This window comes from Trichococcus patagoniensis, assembly GCF_003051085.1.
GTDB lineage: Bacteria > Bacillota > Bacilli > Lactobacillales > Aerococcaceae > Trichococcus > Trichococcus patagoniensis.
On sequence record NZ_QAOM01000019.1, the window covers coordinates 40,644 to 61,664 of the forward strand.

Annotated in this window: 19 protein-coding genes; 8 read left to right on the plus strand and 11 right to left on the minus strand. The window is 49.0% G+C overall.

Annotation, left to right across the window (positions count from 1 at the left end; genetic code table 11):
* Positions 1-119: 119 nt before the first annotated feature.
* Genes C8U37_RS11855 through C8U37_RS11865 form a run of 3 tightly spaced genes read left to right on the plus strand, consistent with a single transcriptional unit; the run spans position 120 to position 2,767 of the window.
* On the plus strand, positions 120-356 hold the full coding sequence (locus C8U37_RS11855) for a FeoA family protein (protein ID WP_211306227.1): 237 nt from the start codon (positions 120-122) through the stop codon (positions 354-356).
* Positions 356-2,485 carry a ferrous iron transport protein B gene (gene feoB, locus C8U37_RS11860; RefSeq protein ID WP_108033435.1) on the plus strand — a complete coding sequence of 710 codons (2,130 nt, stop codon included), beginning with the start codon at positions 356-358 and terminating at the stop codon, positions 2,483-2,485. Before C8U37_RS11855 ends, feoB begins: the two co-directional genes overlap by 1 nt.
* 18 nt (positions 2,486-2,503) lie before the next feature.
* The gene (locus tag C8U37_RS11865; RefSeq protein WP_108033436.1) at positions 2,504-2,767 is read left to right on the plus strand and encodes a hypothetical protein; all 264 of its coding nucleotides are present in this window, start codon (positions 2,504-2,506) and stop codon (positions 2,765-2,767) included.
* Between the two features lie 223 nt (positions 2,768-2,990).
* Here the strand turns inward: C8U37_RS11865 and C8U37_RS11870 are convergent, their stop codons facing one another.
* Complete coding sequence (locus C8U37_RS11870; protein WP_245879835.1) at positions 2,991-4,223, minus strand: DUF438 domain-containing protein; 1,233 nt, start codon at positions 4,221-4,223, stop codon at positions 2,991-2,993.
* 386 nt (positions 4,224-4,609) lie between these two features.
* On the opposite strand from C8U37_RS11870, the gene C8U37_RS11880 reads away from it, so the two are divergent.
* Both C8U37_RS11880 and C8U37_RS11885 read left to right on the plus strand, forming a co-directional pair.
* Positions 4,610-5,053 carry an SRPBCC family protein gene (locus C8U37_RS11880; protein ID WP_170100283.1) on the plus strand — a complete coding sequence of 148 codons (444 nt, stop codon included), beginning with the start codon at positions 4,610-4,612 and terminating at the stop codon, positions 5,051-5,053.
* 205 nt (positions 5,054-5,258) lie between these two features.
* On the plus strand, positions 5,259-5,771 hold the full coding sequence (locus tag C8U37_RS11885; RefSeq protein ID WP_108033439.1) for an NAD(+) diphosphatase: 513 nt from the start codon (positions 5,259-5,261) through the stop codon (positions 5,769-5,771).
* 128 nt (positions 5,772-5,899) lie between these two features.
* On the opposite strand, the gene C8U37_RS11890 is transcribed toward C8U37_RS11885, so the two are convergent.
* The 7 genes from C8U37_RS11890 to C8U37_RS11920 all read right to left on the minus strand — a co-directional run bounded on the left by C8U37_RS11890 (position 5,900) and on the right by C8U37_RS11920 (position 13,914).
* Positions 5,900-6,496, minus strand: a complete 597-nt coding sequence (locus C8U37_RS11890; protein ID WP_108033440.1) for a 50S ribosomal protein L25 — start codon at positions 6,494-6,496, stop codon at positions 5,900-5,902.
* Positions 6,497-6,966: 470 nt separating this feature from the next.
* A complete protein-coding gene (locus tag C8U37_RS11895; protein ID WP_108033441.1) occupies positions 6,967-7,935 on the minus strand; it encodes a serine hydrolase in 969 nt (322 codons plus the stop codon).
* 125 nt (positions 7,936-8,060) lie between these two features.
* Positions 8,061-9,902, minus strand: coding sequence for a carbohydrate-binding domain-containing protein (locus C8U37_RS11900; RefSeq protein ID WP_108033442.1), 1,842 nt, complete (start codon positions 9,900-9,902; stop codon positions 8,061-8,063).
* 74 nt (positions 9,903-9,976) lie between these two features.
* Positions 9,977-10,651, minus strand: coding sequence for a DUF4956 domain-containing protein (locus C8U37_RS11905; RefSeq protein WP_108033443.1), 675 nt, complete (start codon positions 10,649-10,651; stop codon positions 9,977-9,979).
* 25 nt (positions 10,652-10,676) lie between these two features.
* Positions 10,677-11,363 carry a polyphosphate polymerase domain-containing protein gene (locus C8U37_RS11910; protein WP_108033444.1) on the minus strand — a complete coding sequence of 229 codons (687 nt, stop codon included), beginning with the start codon at positions 11,361-11,363 and terminating at the stop codon, positions 10,677-10,679.
* Positions 11,364-11,797: 434 nt separating this feature from the next.
* Positions 11,798-13,216 carry a sensor histidine kinase gene (locus tag C8U37_RS11915; protein WP_108033445.1) on the minus strand — a complete coding sequence of 473 codons (1,419 nt, stop codon included), beginning with the start codon at positions 13,214-13,216 and terminating at the stop codon, positions 11,798-11,800.
* On the minus strand, positions 13,213-13,914 hold the full coding sequence (locus C8U37_RS11920; RefSeq protein WP_108033456.1) for a response regulator transcription factor: 702 nt from the start codon (positions 13,912-13,914) through the stop codon (positions 13,213-13,215). The genes C8U37_RS11915 and C8U37_RS11920 overlap by 4 nt, the downstream gene beginning before the upstream one ends.
* Positions 13,915-14,105: 191 nt before the next feature.
* On the opposite strand from C8U37_RS11920, the gene C8U37_RS11925 reads away from it, so the two are divergent.
* Complete coding sequence (locus tag C8U37_RS11925) at positions 14,106-14,606, plus strand: GNAT family N-acetyltransferase (RefSeq protein ID WP_108033446.1); 501 nt, start codon at positions 14,106-14,108, stop codon at positions 14,604-14,606.
* A 309-nt stretch (positions 14,607-14,915) separates the two neighbouring features.
* Here C8U37_RS11925 and C8U37_RS11930 read toward each other — a convergent pair whose 3' ends face one another.
* Entirely contained in the window at positions 14,916-16,430 is a 1,515-nt protein-coding gene (locus C8U37_RS11930; RefSeq protein ID WP_108033447.1) for a transposase, read from the minus strand.
* A 34-nt stretch (positions 16,431-16,464) separates the two neighbouring features.
* On the minus strand, positions 16,465-16,875 hold the full coding sequence (tnpA, locus tag C8U37_RS11935; RefSeq protein WP_108033457.1) for an IS200/IS605 family transposase: 411 nt from the start codon (positions 16,873-16,875) through the stop codon (positions 16,465-16,467).
* A 137-nt stretch (positions 16,876-17,012) separates the two neighbouring features.
* On the opposite strand from tnpA, the gene C8U37_RS11940 reads away from it, so the two are divergent.
* The gene (locus tag C8U37_RS11940; RefSeq protein WP_108033448.1) at positions 17,013-17,906 is read left to right on the plus strand and encodes an EamA family transporter; all 894 of its coding nucleotides are present in this window, start codon (positions 17,013-17,015) and stop codon (positions 17,904-17,906) included.
* Positions 17,907-18,211: 305 nt separating this feature from the next.
* Positions 18,212-19,120: a patatin-like phospholipase family protein gene (locus tag C8U37_RS11950; protein WP_108033450.1), complete on the plus strand. Its 909-nt coding sequence runs from the start codon at positions 18,212-18,214 to the stop codon at positions 19,118-19,120.
* A 280-nt stretch (positions 19,121-19,400) separates the two neighbouring features.
* On the opposite strand, the gene C8U37_RS11955 is transcribed toward C8U37_RS11950, so the two are convergent.
* Positions 19,401-20,501 carry a 5-methyltetrahydropteroyltriglutamate--homocysteine S-methyltransferase gene (locus C8U37_RS11955; RefSeq protein ID WP_108033451.1) on the minus strand — a complete coding sequence of 367 codons (1,101 nt, stop codon included), beginning with the start codon at positions 20,499-20,501 and terminating at the stop codon, positions 19,401-19,403.
* Positions 20,502-21,021 lie beyond the last annotated feature (520 nt).

Consider the following 21,021-nt stretch of genomic DNA (forward strand, 5'->3'; position numbering starts at 1 on the left):
TAAAAATGCACGAATTGTCTTGACCTGGAGGAGTCTATGCCTTAAGCTAGGACTTAATGAGAATGGTTCTCAATTAGTGTCGGAAAATTACTATCGCTGAAGGAATGGAGGGGACGATTTTGACGAATGTAAGGGACTTGCCGATCGGTGTGACTGCAATTGTGAACAAGATAACAGGACAGGGCGCTACCCGCAGAAGACTCATGGATATGGGGATCACGAAGGGCACTGGCATTTATGTCAGAAAAGTCGCTCCATTAGGCGATCCCATCCAAGTGATGGTGCGCGGCTACGAATTATCGATACGCAAAAAAGATGCCGAAATGATTGAAGTTACGTTCGGGGAGGAAAACTGATGGGGAAAACCATAGCGCTGGTCGGAAATCCTAATAGCGGAAAAACGACCTTATTCAACCATTTGACAGGCTCCACCCAACGCGTCGGCAACTGGCCGGGGGTTACGGTCGAACAGAAAGCCGGCACATTGCTGCATGACGGCGAGACGCAGGTCATTGATCTGCCGGGCATCTATTCGCTTTCCCCATACACAATCGAGGAAATCGTCACGCGCGATTATTTGACACTGGATGCACCGGATCTGATCATCAATATCGTCGATGCCTCCAACTTGGAGCGGAATCTTTACCTGACTACCCAATTGATGGAATTGGATCTGCCGATTGTTGTCGTTCTGAACATGATGGACATCGTCGAGAAACGGGGCGATCAGCTGGACGTCGCCGGATTGTCGCGCGCGTTCGGATTGCCGTTCGTAACGATTTCGGCTCTGAAGGAAAGCGGATTGGAAGAGTTGTTCAAGGCCATCGCTGAACCGATATCTGTAGCTGAACCGATTACATACAGTATCGTCGTGGAAAGCATCCTGGATACGATCGAAGAAATTATTGCTCCATTGGTTCCGAAAAAATTGCGTTGTTACTACAGCATCAAACTTTTCGAAAGGGACGGACAAACTTCTGGAAAACTTGCGATTCCTGAGGACGGTCAGACAGTTATGGAAGGCCTGCTCAGCCGTTATGAAAAGGAATTGGACGACGACTCCGAAGCAATCCTGATCAACGAACGCTATAAATTCGTGACGAAAATTACGCGCCAAATGCTCGTGAAAAATAGCGACAAAGCTTCTTTCTCGGTCATGATCGATCACATCGTAACGAACCGCTGGCTTGGGTTGCCGATTTTCGTTCTGATCATGTATGCTGTCTACTACTTCGCCATCACAACTGTGGGGACGTGGGGGACCGATTGGGTAAACGATGTGTTGTTCGGAAGCATCGTGCCAGGTGCCGTACAAAGTTTTTTCGACAGCATCGACATCCATCCAGCAGTCAGCAGCCTTGTGGTTGATGGTGCCATCGGAGGGGTGGGCGCAGTTCTGGGCTTCCTGCCGCAGATGGCCGCCTTGTTCCTCTGCTTGACCTTGCTCGAGGACAGCGGCTATATGGCCCGCGTCGCTTTCGTGATGGACAGGGTTTTCCGCGGCTTCGGACTTTCAGGGAAATCATTCATTCCGTTGTTGATCGGCTCCGGCTGTTCTGTACCGGGCATCCAGGCTTCCCGCACGATCGAGAATCTCCAGGATCGCCGTATGACGATCCTGACCACTTCGTTCATCCCTTGTGGTGCGAAGTTGCCGGTCATCGCCTTGATTGCCAACGCCATTTTCGGCGGGGCATCGTGGGTTGCACTATCGATGTATCTCTTGGGGATTTCTACGGTAATCTTGTCCGGCGTGTTGCTGCGGAAAACGGCCATTTTTGCCGGTGAAGCGTCACCGTTCGTGATGGAATTGCCGATGTACCATTGGCCGCAGTGGAAAAGCATTTTCCGCGCAGTATGGGCCCGTTGTTTGGCCTTCGTCAAAAATGCGGGAACTGTAATTTTCCTCAGCTCCAGCTTTATTTGGTTTTTATCTTCTTTCAACTGGCAACTGCGGATGACTGCCGAAAGCGAGCAAAGCATCCTGGCCAAAATCGGCAGTGCAGTTGCTGTTTTCTTCGCGCCATTGGGCTTCGGCTCTTGGCAAGCGACGGTGGCGACCATCCAAGGTTTGATTGCGAAGGAAAATGTTGTCGGCACATTTGGTGTGCTGATGAACACAACCGGTTCGGAGGCGGAGGTAGCAGCCGCATTCAGCACACTGTTCAACCCGGTCAGCGCAGTATCGTTCCTTGTGTTCAATATGATCTGCATGCCGTGTTTCGCGGCTGTCGGAGCGATGCGCACCGAATTCGGCAGCGCTAAATGGACGCTTTTCGGCGTCTTGTATCAAACTACTTTGGCTTATGTCTTGGCCTTCATCATCAATCAGCTCGGATCCGTTATTGTGTTGGGCACGCCATTCGGGGCGGGAGCCAGCATAGCGGCTGCATCAACTGCTATATTGATGTTCTTGGTCCTAAGGCCCGCGCCTAAAAAAGCTTCGCCGATGTGGGGCAGCTTGGCGAAACCGATGGTCAAATAGGAAGAGGGGGAATAACCTATGAATGTTCAATCTTGGATTGTTTTGTTGTTGTTTATGACCTTGATGGGGTACATTTTATTCCGTCAAATCCGTTTGATCGCGAGCGGCAAAAAGAAATGCAACGCCTGCACGGTAACGGTTTGTCCGATGAATGAGCCTGTACCGGCTGCTGCGGAGGCCGACTGTATTGCCGGAAACGCGATGATGGTGCACCTCGGCGTTACAAAAGAGGGTCCGAGGGTTGAAAAGCACTGCCCGACTTCACAAGTCATCAAAGATTAGCCTAAACAACCGAAAAAGCCGACGCATCCTTTGACTGATGCGTCGGCTTTTTATCTTGGAATGCGACAGTGATGGGCGCGAACTCCGGTGAAGGCCACACTCACCGGAGCACCGGAGTTGATTGCCATTCCAACTCCGGTTAAGCTGCGCTCGTCGGAGTTGAGAACCAGTTTCGCGCGCCAACTCCGATGAAACAACACTCACCGGAGTTCAGGAACATTCTTCAGTCGGACAGCTTGCGTTTGGCTCCCGTCAGCTCCCGGATGGATTTGGCGTCCTGCACATACTCCAGTGTGCCCAGATACACGCCGTTTTCATCACGGAGCGCGAGATAGGTCACGACGACGAACTTCCCGAATTCTTCATACCACATCATTTCTTTGTCTTTTTTGCCCGATTTCAGGTCCGCAACCAGTTGCTTCATGAACGCAACGCTTTTCGGCGGATGGCAGTTCTCGGCGTGCCGTCCCAAGGCGGATTTTGTCCGCATGAAAATTTTTTCTTCCGGTCCGTTGTTGTAGTATTTTACGGTATCCTCTGCGTCGATGAAGGTCAGCTCCAACGGCAAAGCATTCAATAGATTCTCAAGCTCCTTCATCGTGAGGTAGCCGGTGCCGAAAGCGAGATTGCCTTCAGGAACGGTGCCCATCTCTTCCGTTGGTTCCGGACCTACGCGCTCGGGCTTCCATTCCGCCTCCGGATGGACGATGCAATAGCCGATTTCCTCCGATTCGTCCGCGACCTTCAGCCAATCCTCTTCGGTGAAGGAATCGGATACCATCGGCAACAAGATATCCTCCTCTTTGATGAACATTTCTTTCATTTCCTGGCGCAGCGTTTCGAAAATGATCTTGATGTTATCGAGCTGTGCCGTTTCGAGCATCTGTCTGAGTTTCTTGTACAGTCCCCGGATTTCGTCGTCCACGCCCCACATCACTTTCGGCGGGGCGGTCATGCCATAGCGCTCCATGATGGGGAAAATGGCGTATTCTTTGCGCGCATAGTGTTTGTCGAAACCCCAGAGAAGATCCACCTGCTTCAAAAGCCCTGCTTTGAGATCAGGGTCCGGCTGCTCCAGATAACTTTCCAAAAGACGGGTGATGCGGTCGAACGTCGCTTCGAGGGCCACGTTTTCTTCCTTCAGCACCCGGATCGGATGACCGGGTTTTTCGCTCTCACTGGATATGGTCTGCGCAAAAGTAACAGCATCCGCGAACAGGGCGGCATGGATGCTGCAAAGCCGCTGGATATCCTCGACTGCGATGCCTTGTTCGATCAGCCTCCGCTCCATCATCGAAATTTCGAGGGCACTGACCGTCGCAAAATGTTCCTTGAATTCCTTTTTGATCTGTTCGTAGTCTTCGCCTGCATGAAGACGCAGAATCAGATCCTTCAATAAGCCTTGACGGCGCTCCATCTCTTCCTCTCGAGCACCTTTGGTATTCGATCCGCCCATCATGATCCCCTCGCTTTTCGATAGTTTTAATTTCTATCCGTTTGACCTGTTGGACCGCAGTAATCGCCAAAAATATCCATCCGAATCTATCATCTTCATTGTAATGCGAACACTTACTCAGGACAAACTGGACGATCCGAAAAGCAGCGATATTCTTGCAAATTCTTGCAAAAAAAACGCCAACAACCTTAAAAAACAGGGGGCCGTTTTTGGAAATTTTGGTTTGTGGGCGTATAATGAAGACGAGTAAGAAATCTGTCGGATTTTTCCGGCAAAGCTCGTCATTGCAACAGTCCCGTTTCAACAATACCTTTCCGCAGCCATCCGTAAATGCAATCCTGAAAGCAGAAAAAGCAATGCCTGAATTTATGAGAGGAGCAACAGTAATGGCTACTTTTGAAAAAACCATCTTCATCAACGCCCCAGTCGAAAAAGTCTATCAGTACACAATGAATCCCGAGAATTGGTCGCACTTCTACAATGGTCTTGCCGAACCGGAAAGCATCAGCGGCAAAGGCGAGGTGGGCACGATCGTAAAATCGAGCTATTCCATGATGGGCATCCATTTCCCAATCACAATCGAAGTGACGGAAAGCAATATCACTGCTGATGGCGCAACTTGGGCAGGGAACATCACCGGGAGTTTTCCAACTAAGCAAATTAGCCGCTATGTCGCAAAAGATAATGGAACCGAGCTGACGTTCGACATCGACAGCGTGCCGCCTGAAACGCTGTTCACCAAAATCCTTGACAAACTGGTGACGGACAAAATGGAAGAAAACTCCACCCAACACACACTGGAAAACATCAAAGCCATCTGCGAATCCTGAGAACAACCACGAGAACCGGCCATTCGTCTTTTCGAATGGCCGGTTCTATTTTTTTGCCAGGATTACAAAAAATGAATTGAAAGCGGAAAGGACATGCTATAATAATCCTTATTGCCCGGGAGTTGAAATGCAAATATTGAAAAGATATCGGCAATTTTGGAATCGGAACTGGGCGGACTCGGTATCGGAAAAGGAGTACAAAAAGATGAATTATTGCATGGAATGCGGAACAGAACTTGAAGGGAAATATCTGGAAAATGAAGGGATGATTCCTTATTGTAAGGGTTGCGAGGGATATCGATTCCCGGTATTCAACACAGCCGTGAGCATGATCATCTTGAATCAAGCGCAGAATAAAATTTTGTTGATCAAGCAGTACGGCGGGACGGATTACATCCTCTGCGCGGGCTATCTGAATAAGGGCGAAAACGCTGAACAAGCGGCAGCTCGTGAAATCGCTGAAGAGCTCGGAATTGAGGTAATCGACTGGCACTACAACAAAAGCGAATATTTTGAGAAAACCAACACGCTGATGCTGAATTTTTCTTGTACCGTCGCGAACGAGCGTCTCGATGGCATGACCGATGAAGTCGATCAGGCGGAATGGTTTTCCATCGAAGATGCACGGTTGAACATCAAAAACGGCAGTCTGGCTCAGCGGTTCCTGGAAAACTATTTGGAAAAAAGTCACGGGCGGGAGCAGTGTCATGCTGACTAAGGTTCGTACGCAGGCAAGGCAAGGGCTGAATTTGTGATAGAATACAAAAAAAGTTTCGGTTTTGGATGCCCAAAACCGAAACTTTTTTTGTTTTTATAGGAAACATAAACGTGGTGAAGTTTGATATGTTATTCAGTGACTTTTTCAGCTTCTTCGGTTGGAGCTTCTGCCTCTTCAACCTCTTCGGCTACTGGAGCAGAAAGGACAACAACTGCTTCTTCTAGGTCGGTAAGGACTGAAATGTCAGCATCGACTTTGATATCGGCAACTGTTAAAGTATCACCAATGGTCATTTCAGTAACAGCGATTTGGAATTCGGTAGGGACATTGGTAGCTTCCGTTTCAATTTCCAATTCGTTCAATGTTTGGGTCAAGACACCTTCTTTGACGTCTTCACTACCGACCAAGTGGATCGGAACAGTCATCGTCAATTTTTGACCTTTTGTGATTACTTGCAATTCGACGTTTTGGATTTCGTTCTTCAGGGCAGCCTGTTGGATGTCCTTAAGGATGACTTGCGTCGTTTTTCCGCCGGATATGCTGACTTCAAAAATCGCATTTTTACCTAATTGCTTGAGCACTTCGTCAAAATCTTTTGCATCAAGTAATACTGGAGTTGCTTCAACATCTTTACCATAGATGACTGCAGTCAGTTTCTTGTCCAATCGTGCACGCTTTGCTGCAGATGAGCCAACTTTTTCGCGTTTCTCTACTTGTAATTTCATATGTTTTCCTCCTGGAAGTATACCTGTACTGGCTTGGATTTGAGCTGGCTATTAAAAAATATAACATCAGCAAATAGATAGTACCTCTATAGCATACCGCAACTCGGGGCAGATAGCTAATGATAAGCCTTTTGCTGCTGTTTTAATACGGAGTGGATACTCGAAGTGGATGCTCGGACCAAGAGGATCCCGCTGCTCTGCTCCGGTGGACGGAGGCTTCGGCGGAGTTCGCCCCACATTTTGTTTACGTTCTCCGATGAGGGTAGCTTCGCCGGAGAAGCTGCCGAAAGTTACCGGTTTACTCCGGTGAGCGGGGGCCACACCGGAGCTACGGACAGATTCCGGGTCACGCTCCTCCGACTAGCGGGCAGCTCGCTCCTTGGTAATGAGGCGTAAGTTGTAACAGTGGAACAAAAGAAGAATGAGCTACCTCATACCACGGTTGCTCCTTCTTCTTTTTGTCTGAATCCTTATTGTGCATATAGATAGGTCATTACGGCAGACCCGAGGCTTTCGAAGACAGGTGTTGCATCGTTGGTCGCATCCTGCCAACCGTCCGTCAATATAGCCACGATATATGTCTGACCGTCCAATGTCAGGATGCCTGCATCGTGGGAGACATAGTCAAGTAAGCCGGTTTTGTGGGCAAAAGTGACACCTTCGTCCAAGCCGGTATTGAGGGCGTAGACCAACTGCTGATCGGCCAGTAACCCCAGAAAGTAAGCAGTGCTGGATTCTGAAAGCAAATCCCCATCCAGCAGGCGTTCCAATAAGAAAGCCACTTCGGCGGGTGTCGTTTCCAAGTCGCCGTTGTAATAGACACCGTCGGATTCCAGGTAGGGGTGGAAGTTTGTGGAAACGAAGCCTTGTTCATGGATGAAGGCTTCGATGTTGTCCCATCCGATCAAATAGGCGAGTTCCTTGGCGGTTTCGTTGTCGGAAACAGTGATGGTGCTTGTCAGATAGTCAGCTACCGTTGCGCCATCCGCCATTTGGTCCTGCAAGGAGATCGTGCCGGCATCGACTTGCGTAAGAATGGCGTATGTCAGAAATAATTTGTAGAGGCTGGCACTGGTGAAGATGCGCGATTCATTGGTCGTAACCGCCTCGCCGGTTTGCTCATTGATCAGGACGAAGCCGATTTGATTGGGATAGGCTGCATTCATTTCATCCACTTTTGCCGCCAATTCTTCTCCGGAAGAGGACAAGATCGTGCTGCTTTGGAGGATTTCATTCGCTTCAGCCAAACTTTCTTCATCGGCTTCCTGCATTTCCTCAACATCGTACGCAAGATCATGAGCCACTGTTTGTGCGGATGCAGCACTTTCTCCATCTTGGCTGATTGCTAAGTCCCACAAAAGGATCGTGACGCATCCCGCTAGGAATACGGTGGATAGGATAAGCGCATTTTTCTTTTTTAGTCTTTTTCTTTTTTTCATTTTAAGTACACCTACTCCGGATAATCATTTTTAGGATAGCTGAAATCGTTATGGCGAGGAAGAAGAGCGTTCCTCACCGTGCTATTTTTTTCAGCCGTGGATGGCTGAAAAGAAGCGAAATGTATTTATTTAGCAAAGCCGCCCATCTGGCCACCACTCGCTTCAGTCGTTGCGCTGACCTCAACAGTGGATGAACCGCCGCTGAAGGATGTATCTTCGTAGATGCCGTTTGTTGAGTCGCCGGAAACTGTGCCGCCGGTTGTGATCGTGTACGCAGAGCCGTTGACCAGGGCAGGACTGGAGAATACCAAGGACTGGGCCGTTGTGGAAGCCTCGAAAGTCATGATCACTTCTCCGTCCGGACCGGTGATCTGGATGGCTTCTTCCGCAGCCAATGGCAGGGACGACGTGAACAGGAAGCTTTGTGCTGAGGTCGAAGAAGGGCTCATCGCCATGCCGGAGCTGCCGACCCCGATCAGGGTACCGCCGTTCATGTTGAACGTGCTATCGTAATCCAATGTACCATTCATGCTATTGGTCGGACCGCTGACGATCACGGTACCATCGTTCATTTCGATGCTGCCGTTGCTGTCGAGTCCATCGCCACTTGCGTTTACCACAAGCGTTCCACCGTTGATGCTCAAGAGGCCCGCTCCTTCTGCAGTGGAGGTGAACGTGTTTTCGCCAGGACGTCCACTGACGGCTGAAGCGTCGTTTCCGCCTGCAGCATTGATGCCATCGTCAGATGTCGTCAATGTGATGTCTCCGCCGTTCAGAGTGATTTCAGTAGCTTCGATACCTTCATAACTTTGATTGATATTAATGGTTCCGTCATCGATTGTCAAGGTGTTATCGGCGTGGATGCCATCATCCCCGGATGCAATCGTGAAGTCCCCGCCAGTGATTTGGATGGAATCATTCGTGTGGAGCGCGTCATCGGAAGTATCCAAAATGAATGTCCCGCCGGAAATAGTCAATGCTCCTGTGGCTTTCAAACCTTTGGCGCTGGTCGTTTCCTCAGCAGTAGTGATAGTTGCTTCTGCAACAGGTGCTGCCCAAGTTCCCCATGCTTCGCTCTCTGTGCTGCTGTTCGCGCTCCCGCCGCCGGTTGTGATCGTAAAGTCGCCACCAAGTATCTGCAGATCGGTTGCGGCTTGGATGCCGTCAGAAGCTGCCGTAATCGCGAAGGTGCCGGATTCAATCGTCAAAGTGCCTTTGCCTTCTTCTTCCTCATTGGTCGATTGCAGTCCATCGCCGCCAGCATCAATCGTGAAGGTACCGGAACTGATGAAGAGCGAATCGCTTCCTTTGATTGCATCGCCGACAGAAGTGATTTCATAGGTGCCTTCTGCGATGGTCACATCATCTTTCCCTTTGATGGCATGAGCATAATTGGCATCGACGACCAACGTTCCCGTTCCGTTCAGGATAAGGTCGGATTTGCTGAATAGGGTCGCATCGGGCTCGTCTTCACTTTCTTCGAAGGTATAGGTTTCCCCATCACTTAAAGTGTTGGTCGTGCCTTCAGCCAAAGTGATGGTCGCGGAGTTGGCGCTTTTAACGTAGATGGCGGCTCCTGTGGAATTCGTGATGGTAGCCCCATCGAGAACGATCTGGACATCGGCTTCATCGACTGTTTCGACACGGACTTGGCCTTCGCTCAGGGTTCCGCTGAGGATATACGTGCCTGGTTGCGTGATGGTCAGGATGGAACCGTCAGCAGCGGCTCCGGATCCATCGACTGTGATGGTCTGATCGGAAAAACTGATGGCTGTGCTGTTGCTTTCTGAATAGCTGGAGTCTGATACAAGGGTGGATTCCACTGTCGCCTCAGTGTTCGAAACGGCGCTGGATGTTGCAGTGGTGCTTGCTTCAGTCGAGCAAGCGGTCAGTAAGGCAAGGGTGCCTGATAATGCGAGCATTTGCGTTAGGGGTTTATTCTTTAGATTCATTATAGTATTTTTCATGGGTTAATTCTCCTGTTCTGGTTTGGTTTTTATGATAATTTTGTATAATATCCAGCGGGCTTGCTCCGCTTTTCTTATCCTGCTTGGTTGCCGTTGTAGCTGACCAAAGTGGCGTTCTGGACGCCTTCGATGGCGCTCAATTCGTTCATGAAGCTTGTTTCGTTGTTTTTGACTTTTACTTCATAGATCAATTCCGGTTGACCGTCCGTGATGCTCTTGGATTTTACGATGACTTTGCCGAAACGGTTTTTGATGATTTCGGTAGCCTGCAATTCAGCATTCTCATTCTCCAGCTGCAGCATCAAAATGTAAGGGGCCGAAGAATCGACTTTTCCTGTCAGCACGAGCAGGATGACAGTTATGAACGCAGATCCGAGAAAAGCCAGAGAATACAAGCCAGCTCCCAGGATGATGCCGACACTGATCGACCAGAAAAGGAAGACTAAATCAAGCGGCTCCTTGATGGCGGTTCGGAAGCGGACGATGGAAAGGGCACCGACCATACCTAGGGAAAGGACAACGTTGGAAGTTACGGCCAGGATGACGAAAGTGGTCAGGACCGAGAGCAGCACCAACGATGTGTTGAAGGGTTTCGAATACATGACGCCGGCATAGGTCTTTTTATAGATGAAGAAGATGAACAAACCGATGAAGAGCGCCGATAGCAGGGAAACTGAAGCCGCCGCTAGGGAAAAATCGGCCGTTTCTTCCAAAAAACTATTTTTTAAGATATCTGTAAATGTTGTCATTTCAATATTCCTCCTGGACAATAACTTATATTTGATTTAAATGTCTTCCAATTACGTATTTTGAATGTGATGTGCTGTTGGTTTCTTCTGTCTGCACCAGACTTTGGATCCATTCCGGCAGATAATTGTCGAATTTGACCTCCAGTACGCAGTCAATCCCGGGTTCCCTTATGCCGATACGGCCATCGTGGAAGAAGGAGGATACTTGTGTGCTGGCGTGCATATCGAAATCCAGGGTGATGCGCGTGTTCCCGGGGGCATAGGCGAAAGCCTCCCGTTCGTAGGTGATGATCACTTTTGGTTCCATGCATTGGCTTTTGCACTTCGCATAGAATTCCTGGAGCAAGGGATGGCTGGCATCAGCAAGGCAGTCATATTTTTTTTGGATAAGCCGGTCGGCCATTTCTTTTGTGATGCTGGCGCTCTGTTTGTAACCGACTGCGCCGTCCTTGACCTTTTTTTCGAGGCGGATAAAGGAACTGTCATTGTTGTAATAACGGATCCGGAATTTTTCGCGGTAGCTGCGGCCATCCTCTTTGTCCCAATAAGCATCATCATAGATCGTGTCAAAATAGAGACTCCTGATGCTGTAACTGTTGCCTACTGAATTCTCATCATGTTTCAGGAATTTTCTCAGCCGACTTGTCAGGATGACTTTGTTCTTTTGGGAAATTTCGTGTTTGAATTCGTTGCGGTAGCAGATTTCGCTCATAACGCTCAACCTCGTTTCTTGTTTCTCTTGATGTCCTTATTCTATGCCGATTCGGGAAACAATTCTCCGTAAACAGGGCAGAGAGTTGTTGCAAAAATGGAGCAAAATGAGCGGAAAGGTGCGTAAGGTTGAAAGAGTGCCGAATCCCACTGCAAAAAAAGACCGAAACGCTGGCCTATGGGGGCGGGCAGCATTTCGGTCCATGTTTTAACATATAGGAATTCATAAAATTTTTCAGAGTGAAAAGTGCATCACCATTGGTGTTTTACAGGCTTGCAAAATGTTTCATGCACCTAAAATGATGTCCAGCTTCACGGGTTAGCCCTTCGGAAATTAGATAAATCTGTCCTATTGCGCTCTTCGATGCTCAGTCGGAAAGATTTCCTAAATTTCTTTCAGGGCTGAACGAACCCGTTCAGCTTTTCTTATTTATTTTAAGTGTTTTGTTGCGGCAGGATGATTGTGAAAGTCGTTCCCTTTGCGGAGGACATGACTTCGATGCGGCCGCCGTAGGTCTGCACGATCGATTGGACGATGGAGAGCCCGATGCCGTGCACGCCTTTGTTGCCTTTGTAGAAGCGGTCGAAGATGTGTGGCAAGTCGGCTTTCGAAATCGGTTCGCCATCGTTATAGATGGTGATCATGATCCGGTTGTCGATCTCCTTGCAGCCCAAACGGATGATGCCTTTTGCATAACGCAGGGCGTTGGAGATGAGATTCTGGAAGGCCCGTTCAAAATCCCGTTCATCATAATGGAACAGGACTGGGGCTTTCTGGAAGTCGAAGAGCACTTGCAGATTTTTTTGATCGCTGACGCTGGCGTAGCGTTCAGCGGTGTAGGACAATGTTTCCCGGATGTCGTTCGTACTGGTCAAACGGTCCGAGGAACGAGTTTCCAGGCGGGACAGGTAGAGGATATCCTCTACAAGCGTGCCCAATTTGTCTGTCTCGTTTTTGATGGCGCTGGCGCCTTTTTTATCATCGATGATGCCGACTTCGATGCCTTCTGCGTTTGTCTTGATGATCTGCAACGGTGTCCGCAATTCGTGCGAAGCATTCTGGAAAAAAGTGCGTTGGTCGGCATCGTACAACTTGAGCTTTTTGGTGGTTTCATTCATGGTCGTCTTCAGTTCATGGAGCTCAAGGTCGACGAACTCTTCGTCGATCGTCTGGTAATTCCCGTCCCCGATTTCTTTCGCGAAGAGGGCCAATGTCTGCAACGGTTTCGTGATTCTGGAAACGAGCACGTAGATGATCGCCGCGATGGTCAGCAGACCGATCAGCATGATGATCAACAGGATTTGGTTCAGGTTCTGTTCGAAGACGTACAGATCGGACATATTCAGATAGAATACCGCATAGGTCCCTGCCTCTTCGACGTTGGGTGCGATGGAATAGTAGTAGAGATTGTCTTCCAGTTCCAATTTCCCATCGGTGGTCTGATCCAACTGAATGTTGGAACTTTCCAGGCCGGAAACGAAATTCGTCAGGGCATCATCCTCACTGAAGCCTGTATCCTGTATCTGTGGAAACAGAATTTCAAAATCGTCGGAGATGATCGTTTTCTTGACGCTGGATGCGAAGGCCGTGTGCGGTTCAGGATTTTTGTCCCTTGGCTCATCCACAGCGGGTGCATCCGATGCAGCGGGAGCAGTATCCAATTTTTTTTCCTCATTGAAAGGCCGCTCAATGTAATTTTGCCGCGACTCGACGAGCAAGGATGTTGCTGTAGTTTCGATATACTGCGTGAAGAATAAATTGAACACAAAATAAATGAGGGTAAAGACGATCGCCAATAGAACCGTGACGGTCGTCAGAAGCCGGATCTTCAAACTTTTTTTTGCTGTTTTCATTCGGAAGGCGACTCCTTCACAGTGAAGCCGAATCCCCAGACCGTCTCGATCTCGACTGTGGAACCGGCCAGTTTTTTGCGCAGGCGTCTGACCGTATCATCGCAGGCCCGCGTCTCGATGTCCTTGCCGTAGCCCCAAATAGAATCCAAAAGTTCATCCCTTGAAACGGCACGGTTTTTGTTTTCGATAAGATAAACGAACACATTGTATTCATTCGGAGTCAGGTTGAGCAGGGAATCATTTTGTTTGACGGACATGGCGGCCAGATCGATCTCGATATCGCCGATCCGCAGCGTCGCTTCTTCCTGACGGGAAGGCATGCGTTCCTGATCCATCTTGATGCGGCGCAGCATCGCTTTCACGCGCATATTCAGGGCGATGGCGCTGAATGGTTTCGTGAAATAATCATCGCTGCCCAGGTTAATGCCCGTCGCGTAATCCATGTCGCTGTCTTTTGCGGTCAGGATGATGATCGGCACCGAACTGATGTCGCGGATTTTCTTTGTGATTTCGAATCCGCTCGATCCTGGCATCATCACATCCAGGATGACCAAGTCCGGTTGTTTGTTGAGGAAAGCTTCGTACAGGAGATCGCCGTTGGGGAAATCCGAGACCGCATAGCCCTCGCTCTCCAAAAATGTCTTCACGGTCAAACGGATGCCATCCTCATCTTCGGCAATATATATTTCTTCATTCATAATGTTGTCCACCCCATTCTTGTATCCAGTATAACCGATTTTTTTTGGAAAGATTACGAAAAACTGCGGCAATCCTGCAGAAATTGCTGTCTCTGCTGAAAATAGATGCACAACTGACTGGCGAACTGGTAGAATAGCGTATAGTCCTTATTGGATCAGACTGTGAATAATGATTTTTGGAGGAATAAACAATGACCCTTACACATAGAAACGCAACCTTGGATGACGTGGAAGAAATCGTCGCCATCTACAACCAGACTATCCCCAGCCGGATGGTGACGGCCGATCTGGAGCCGGTGACCGTCAAACAGAAAATGGGCTGGTTCCTGGACCATTCACCCAGCTACAGACCTATCTGGGTTTTTGAAGAGGACGGGAAGATCTGCGCCTGGTTGAGCTTCCAGGCTTTCCACGAGCGCGCCGCCTATGACAAGACGGCTGAGTTGAGCATCTATATCCATGAAGATTACCGCGGCAAAAAACTGGGCACCCAAATTATGGAAATCGCTTTGGCGGCCTGCGAAGAATTGGATATAACCAATCTGGTCTGCCTCATCTTCGGCCACAATGAGCCTAGCATCGGACTGATGAAAAAATTTGGCTTCGAACAGTGGGGATATTTACCGAGAGTGGCCGAACTTGACGGCATCGAACGGGATTTGGTTTACCTGGGCAAAAGGGTACGCGACTGAGCCGGATATATTCCGTGTCGCTTATGATTAGTCTGTTAATATATTGTTGACATTGCTTAATTTTTATTTCAATCTCTATCTATCCGGTATAATTAGTAACTGACTGCTCCCCATGGATAAATCCAGGGGGTTCCAAGGGCGGTTGGGACGTCACGGACCGTACTGGCGATATTTCCACAAAAGTGGAGATGTCGTTTTTCTATTTCCGTTCTATTTCCAATAGCCCGTAGACTTTCTCAACAAGGCGCCTAGTGGCACCATTCACGTTGAAGGCTCGCAGCTGAACCTTTGGGTTGTTATATGCAGTTGTTAAGCAAATTGAAAGTCTCGCAGTCCGAAATTACGGGACTGGCGTTCGGTTGATTGGCAGAGCACCTGGATGCAGGTGTCGTGGTGTGTCATGAAAGTGGCGAACGTCGTGCTACATTTTGTGCGGTCAGTTTCGTTGCATGTCGGTTGGCTGTTTTTCAGGAGGAACGCACTGTACAGGTCCCGTTGGACAAGCTGCCCGCCAACAAAGGCCGTACGTTCATCACGTGTCTTCTTAATGTAGGTATCGTTTACGTGGTTATACTGGCTAGCACGGAATTTAAAGGTATCCACCTCTTTGAGGGCGCCCCCTTCTTGGGGTGCTTTTTGCTTTACGATACCGACCAACATAGCCGGCGCATGATAGCCGATGGACTTGCCGTAGCGACCCTTACGATTGAATCGCCCATCCGTATTGACCGTGGTCTCTTTGGCCCGCCTCATCAATGCGCGAAAATCCATGGCCTCCACATAAACCTGATTACCCAGTGCCAGGATGGCATTGGCGGTTTTGTTGTGCGCTTCCTTTAAGGCCATCGCCCGACGACGGTAGAGGTTCTTCAAGCGAAACATTATTTTCATATAGTTCTTGCTCCGTATCCAGGCCAACTTGACACCCCGCTTGACGGTGCCGTCAACATTAAAGTTGGCGGGGTTCGTTGCGCGGCGACTCCGGTCCAGTTTTCGTTGCAACAGATGAATCGCGCGATCATAGGACTTCCCTTCTGGAAACAATTCCTTCAAGATGACGCCGTCATCACCTGCCACCGCCACCGTAGAGATGCCGATATCGATACCCACTTCCGCATTCGGAGCAGGTTGTCGGCGGGGCATACCTGTGTTATTGTTGCGTTTCACTGGCGGGATGCCTTCCAATACCAACTGCAGAAAGTACTGATTGCCGCCATTGAATGCCTTACGTACGATGCGGCAGTATTTCACCCGGTGCAAGGCAAGAGATTCCTGAATGAATCGGTCATTGGCTCGGATATTGACGGGCAGAACCAGCCCTTTCCACTCCAAACGGTCGCCTTTGAAGCGCAAGCCCGCAGCGTTCGACTTGCCCTCCAACGATTCCAGCTGTCCGAACTTTTTGAAGTGTACTTTTTTGCCTTTGCCATACAGAAGGGAGGACACACTTGTCCAAACTGTAGAAGCGATTTTCTGTGCTGTGAAGCTGTCGATATGCTTCTTGTACGCCTCGCGCATCCGTCCGATGTAAGCATGCAAAGCGTATTCCGTCATACCGAAGGTCTTTTGGATCGTTTGCAACTCCTTGTTGCACGCGGTCTCACCTTTCTTGTCCTTTGCTTTGATTGCCGAGCGGCGTTCTGCCAGCACATCTTGGTAGCGACGGTTCTTATACAATTCTGTCAGCTGCGTACGCGCATGGTATAAAACTTTGTTATACAGCTTTTCTGCGATTTTGAAACGCTTATCCAGTATTGCTTGTTCATTTTGATACGTGACCAGTCGCATCTCTACGACAAATGAAGCTGTTTTGCTTTTAGCCATACGTGTTCCTCCTTTCCTGATGATTGCTTTGCATCTACTGGCGTTGTGAGGTCTTTTGGCTTTGGATGTATTGCTTGATCATTTCAAACGGTGCACCACCCACTGTGGAAACGAAATAGCTGTTCGACCAAAGAGTGGGTAGCTTTGTCGTCAGTTCCTTAAACTCCTGCCTCAGCATGCGGGAAGACGTTCCCTTGATGCGTTTGACTGCTTTGTGAACCCCGAATTGTGGGTCTATATCCAATAGGAGGTGAACGTGGTCTGGCATGATCTCCATTTCCTGAATTTCGACGGATAGAGCGGTGCACGTTTCTACAATGAGCTCCTTTAAGCGTGCCGCTACTGGTCCAACAAGGACCTTTCGCCGATATTTTGGACACCATACAACATGGTAGGTACAAGAATAAGTGATGTTATTATTTGATTTATATTTTTTATTTTCCATATACGAATTATACAACGTGTGTTCATATAACACAACTAAGTGCACGTCGTATATCCCCATAGCTGAAGCAAGGGGCTTTACGACGCTCTTTCGGTAAGTAAGTTTTTTGAAATTATTTTTATAAAGGATGGATGGATATGTGGTTTTTGTTTGCGATAGTTTCCGTTTTGGCCTGGGGCACGGCGGATTTGTTTTATAAAAAGGGGAGCGATCCGAAAGATAGATACAGTTATCTGAAGATCGTCATCATGGTCGGGGCGGTCATGGGGATCCATGCGGTCTACGTCATGCTGACTTCGGGCGTTGTGTATGAGCCGATCAATATGCTCACCTATTTGCCGGTATCGGCATTGTACATTTTGTCGATGGCGGTCGGCTACGCCGGCCTGCGTTTTCTGGAATTATCGATTTCTTCACCGGTGCAGAACTCGTCCGGCGCGATATCGGGCTTGCTGACGTTTATTTTCCTGGGGCAATCGATGACCGGGATCCAATTTTTCGCGGTCGGCCTGATCACGCTCGGCGTGATCCTGCTATCCATTTTCGAGCAGCGCTTTGCCGAGGCGGAACGGAAAGAGAATAAGAAAATGGTCGATCGGAAATATAAGTACGGTGCGATTGCTCTGTTGTTCCCGTTGGGGTATGCATTGATCGATTCATTGGGGACGTTCGCGGATGCGTGGGTCTTCGACAGAGGCATGGATGAAATGCAAGCGAACATTTCTTACGAGTTGACTTGGTTGATCGTTGCCGTTGTGGCTTGGATCTATCTTGTCGGGATCAAGAAAGAGACTTTCGCTTTGCGCGATCAGAAAGACCGAGGCTTGGCGGCCATCTTTGAAACGTTGGGTCAGTTCTTCTATGTTTTTGCAATCAGCGCAAATGCAGTCATCGTTGCGCCGCTGATTTCTTCCTATAGTATGGTGTCGGTCATCCTGTCCCGCATTTTCTTGAAGGAAAAGCTGAGTGCGAAACAATACGCGGTCATTGCGATGATTATGGTAGGGATTTTTATCTTAGGGTTCGAATAGTTTTATGCGGAAAAGCGGCTGACTGCCGCTTTTTTGCGTTGTGCCGATGTACCTGTGAGCGGGCAATCAAGGGGTGTTCGTTCTCCGGCCAGGGATGGCTTCGTCGGAGGTCGGGCTGAGGAATGGACTTCAACTCCGGGGAGCGGTAATCTGGCCGGAGAAGCCACCTGAATATAACGATCCAGCTCCTGCGAAAGGCACGTTCGCAGGAGCTGGCATTCCTTCAACAGTCTTCCTTTTTGTGGATTCCGCCGAAATAAGCGATAATTATAGTAGAAAACTACTTTTGAAGGAAGGGATCGCAAATGGAACAGCCGGTGCAAGGAGATAATGGGAAGGGTCTGTTCGGGCTAAGTCTGGCTGGAGGCGGCCTGAAGTCTTTTTCGCAGCTCGCAGTTCTGCATGACCTGGAGAAGCATCAAATCAAAATAGATGCCGTCGCAGGCACATCGATGGGGGCGGTCGTAGCGGCTTTGGTGGCCTGCGGGCTTACGGCATCCGAAATCGAGGAAACCTTATTGGAAGAGGAAAGGGAATTTGCGGATCGCGGTGTTTTCAGCAGGCCCGCCTACCTGCTCTTTCAGCATGTGCGCGAACACAATAACGGCTTCGTTGAATTGCAGAGTCTGAAGCAGATGGCTTGTCAATTGTTTGAAAAAATCGGCTGCCGGATGCTTTCCGACTGCCGATTGCCTGTCGCGATCACAACTGTTGACATCCATACAAGCGAATTGATCGTCTTCACCAACAGGCCCGAATTTTTCACGAGTCCGACCGGAGATTGGCTCATCTATCCACATGATATCGAATTGGGAGTTGCCGTAGCTGCGTCCTGTGCGTTTCCGATGGTCTTTTCTACGGCCGAGATTGATGGGAGACAGTTGGTAGATGGCGGGGTGATGATGAATTTGCCTATTCCTCTTTTTGATCGTTCGCTCTTTAGCGTGCTGATGTCCGTGTCGATGATCTATGATGCGGTAGACAGGCAACTGGAATCGCCGTTCAATGTCGCGATTCAAAGTCTGGACATTCTGATCAGGCAGATGGATCGCCAATTGACGAAGCAGGCGGATATTCAGGTGAACTTCCCGATTGAACCGCAGCTGGTATTCAAAGTGGGTGCCGGTCTGGAAGTCATTGCCATCGCAAAAGGGATGTTGCGGAATAATCCGATCGACTACAATCTGCTTGAAAGCTTACAAATCAGGGAATAATGGCTATACGACAACTCCGTTCGCTGGGCCTGAGCAGTGGGAACGGTCGTCAGCTCCGGTGAAGCCCCCACTCACCGGAGAACACCGTTAACATTCGGCCTGTCCTCCGACGAAGCTCCCCTCATCGGAGGACAGGCAGGAATCCGATCCCGAACTCCGGTAAAGCCTCCTTTCGCCGGAGTTCCCGCAATTTACCGGCAACTTGAACCACCGACCGCAAAGTAAAATCAACAAAAAAACGCACAGTCGGCTGCCGACTGTGCGTTTCATCATTATAATATTAGTCTTCCGGCCAAACTTGCTTGGCGATTTCTACAACATGGCGGACTTTAGCCCATTGTTCTTCTTCCGTCAGCAAGTTGCCTTCTTCAGTGGAGGCGAATCCGCATTGCGTGCTCAACGCCAACTGATCCAAAGGCACATATTTGCTGGCTTCTTTGATGCGGGCTTTGATTTCTTCTTTGTCTTCCAGCTCAGCTGTCTTCGAAGTGACCAGACCCAATACGATGCGGCCTTTGCCTTTGAAGAAGGCAAGCGGCTCGAACCCGCCGGAACGATCGGTATCATACTCCAAGAAGTAACCGTCAAAGCTTGTTTGTCCGAACAGTTCTTCTGCGATCGGATCATAAGCCCCTTCCAATGAGTGGTGGGATTTGTAGTTACCGCGGCAGACATGTGTCGTCAAGACGAGGTCGGCCGGTTTCGATTCGATGATAGCTTGAACGTTCTCGGCAGCGACGCGTTTGGAAGCTTTGTACTCTTCCGAATCATTCGCGAAGTTGCAGAGGAAGCCCCAGTGCACATCGTCCAATTGCAGGTAACGGCAGCCCAGATCATATAAGGCTTGGACCGTGTCGATGTAGGCTTGTTGCACGTCCGCTTGGTACGCTTCAACCGAAGGATAGATCTCTTCGTTGCGGTAGCCTGGATAGAAAACTTCGTTCGGGCTCGGAATCGTGAATTTCGCCACACCTTGGTCACCGACGATTTCGTTCAATGATTGGAAAGCAGCCAGGAAAGGGTGGTTCGGGTTGAAAGAAATTTTGCCGACGTTGCGGAAAGCGTACTTGCGGACTTCAACATCCCCGAAATCATAGCCGTGTTCCGGTACATAGCCTTCAAATCCGTTCAGGTTTTCGATGAAATCGATATGCCACCAAGAGCGGCGGAATTCGCCATCAGTGAAACCTTTCAAACCATTTTCTTTTTGATCTTTGACCAATTTCGTGATTTCTTCCGTTTCCACTTGGTCCAAAGCGGCTGCGTCGATTTCGCCGGCTGCAAACTTCAAGCGGGCTTCCTTCAATGGTTCCGTGCGCAGAAAGCTCCCTACGTGGTCGGCTCTGAATGGTAAAGTTGTCGTTTTTTGTGCTGTTGTCATGTTAAGTTCCTTCTTCCATTTATTATTTTTGTCAAACAAAATAGTGCGAAAAAAATACGCCCCTGCACATTGCTGTGCAAGGACGTATGATTACTCATCGTGATACCACCTTGGTTCGGAGTATGCTCGCGCATGGCTCCCTCAGTCAGTACGCAAGACGATTGATCTGTCCTGTTATACTGCGGCATTGTAACGTATGCGCACGTAGCTTGCTGAGGCCCTAAGGCGTTCGCAAGCTAATCACTCTAAGACCATTTTCTGGATAACTTTCCTGTCCTCTTCTCAGCTACCGAGGTTCTCTGTGCATTTCCGTTATCCGTACTCTTCTTTTCACCGTGAGGTTGTTTGAATTTATATACATAATAGCAATACGATTAGTAAGTGTCAAATGTTTTCTCAGGATAAATTCATTTTTTTGTGATGATTTCGGGTGTTTGACAGTTGCCTATCGAAAAAATAGCTAAAAAGCCCAATGGGGCTTTATTTTTTTGTCAAATTTTCCCGATAATCATTGAGTACT